This is a genomic window from Azospirillum sp., from assembly GCF_035627195.1.
Classification (GTDB): Bacteria; Pseudomonadota; Alphaproteobacteria; order Azospirillales; family Azospirillaceae; genus Azospirillum.
On record NZ_DASPMG010000207.1, the window covers coordinates 1 to 2,026 of the forward strand.

Here is a 2,026-nt window from a genome sequence, read left to right on the forward strand (position 1 = left end):
GTGCCCGACGTCATCTCCTGCCCGGGGTCGACCACCTGCCGCATCGCCGTCACCAACTCGCCGGGCTTCGCCTCCGAGGTGCTGGAGCAGGCCCGTACCGACGCGACGGCGCGCGGCGTCAGCGTGCGCATTTCCGGCTGCCACAACTCGTGCGGTCTGCACCATATCGCCGACTTCGGCTTCCATGGCATGACGAAGAAAATCGACGATCAGGTCGCCCCGCACTACCAGCTCCATTTCGGCGGCGACGCCCGTCGGCACGACGCCATCGGCCTGTCAGGGCCGATCATCGCCGCCCGCCACGCCACGCGGGCGCTGGAACTGGCGCGCCACGGCTACGCCGCCCAGCGCCAGCCCGGCGAGGACGTGCGCGGCTGGGCCGAGCGGCTGGGCAAGGACGGCATTGCCGAACTCCTGAGGCCGGTGCTGGAGGCCGCGACCGACGGCAGCGCCTTCACCGACTGGGGCGACGACAAGGTGTTCCAGGGCGCGCCCAAGGTGCGCGGCGAGTGCGCCGCCCCCGTCCTGCCCGATGGGCCGCTGTCCGATCTGGCCGACGACGCCCTGATCAACCTCGACCGCGCCGTCTTCGCCGGTCGGCCTGAGCAGGCCCGCGCCTTCGGCCAGGAGGCTCTGGCCTGGGCCGCCCGCCGCCTGCTGACCCGTCGCGGTTCGGCCATCGAGGAGGAGGCGCCGGCCGCGGCCGTGTTCGACCTCGTCCGCGCCGTGTGGGCCGACAAACCGGCCGATCTGGCCCGCCTGGATGAGGCGCTCGCCGCTGGAACCGGGCCGCTGGACGCCTTCCGCGAGGCGGTGGCACTGTGGCTCGACACCGCCCGCGCCCTGGTGGAAGCCCCGGACGATGCCGGGCCGGCGCTGGAGGACCTGGAAGGGGCCTTGTCCGGGTTGTAATATTTTATTGAATTCCTTCACAGGTTGTGTCAGGATGGCGGCGGCTCAGGGGGAGAGTCCGCCGCCGGTTCCGGCGAAAATCGTTGCAAGGTTGCACGGTTGCGCGCCTCGGGAAAACGATTTTCAGATCAACACCTTAACCCCTGAAGCCAGTTGCAGCGGCGGTTGCATCGGGATGCACGACGGTACAGCCGGGTGCAGCCAGGGGAGAGAGACAATGACGTTCCGGTTTTTGCGCCTGAACGGCATGACACGCTCCAACCGCCATGCGGTGATCGACCGCGCCAAGGAAGCGATCCTGGCCGCCGGCGGCTGGATCATGGATTTCACCCTGCTGTCGAACGCCTTGGCGACGCTGCGATTCGAGGTGCCGGACACCGGCCTGTGGGTCCTGCACGCCGGTCTGGAGGCCGCCGGGATCACCCTGGACGCCGACAGCCGGGCGGCCCTGGCCGCGCCGCCACGAGGAACGGACGACCTCAAGGGCGCCGTCCAGGTCACCTTCATCCATAACGAACCGGACTTGCGGCGGGAAATTCCGGCCGTACCAGGATAACCGCCGTGATCATCACCGATACCGACAGCCTGGTCATCCGCCCGGCCACCGAAACCGACATCGACGCCATTACGGCACTGATGCACCGCTCGTGGTTCACCACCTGGGCGCCGGAACTGCCGCTGCCGGCGGTGCGGATCTATGCCGAGAAGGACCCCGACCGCCGCTACATCGACGTCCACTGGGCCGGCTTCCGCATCTCGGAAATGAAGGGGCGCATGGTCGGCCTGTACCATGCGGACGGCGACCTCTTGGCCGAAATCCACGTCGATCCCCGTTTCAAGCGCCAGGGCATCGGCACGGCGATGATCGCCGAGGCCGAGCACCGGATTTTCACCAGCCACGGCACGGCACGGCTGGAAGTGCGCGCCTTCAACACCGACGCACAGGCGTTCTACCACCAACGCGGCTGGACCGAGGCCCGCCGCTTCATCGGCGATATCTGCGGTACGCCGGTCGAAACGATCGAGATGGTGAAACGGTGCCATTCAGCCGAACGATAGGCTGAATACGCTGCCCCATTTTCGTCATGCGCGGGTCAAGCCCGCGCATGACGAT

2 protein-coding genes and 1 pseudogene are annotated in these 2,026 nt (G+C 68.1%); all 3 read left to right on the plus strand.

Annotated features, from left to right (window positions below; genetic code table 11):
• Positions 1-912: pseudogene (locus tag VED21_RS19205) on the plus strand (nitrite/sulfite reductase); the annotation flags it as partial.
• Positions 913-1,129: 217 nt separating this feature from the next.
• Entirely contained in the window at positions 1,130-1,468 is a 339-nt protein-coding gene (locus tag VED21_RS19210; protein WP_324884977.1) for a hypothetical protein, read from the plus strand.
• 5 nt (positions 1,469-1,473) lie between these two features.
• Positions 1,474-1,971 carry an N-acetyltransferase gene (locus VED21_RS19215; RefSeq protein WP_324884979.1) on the plus strand — a complete coding sequence of 166 codons (498 nt, stop codon included), beginning with the start codon at positions 1,474-1,476 and terminating at the stop codon, positions 1,969-1,971.
• Positions 1,972-2,026: the final 55 nt, after the last annotated feature.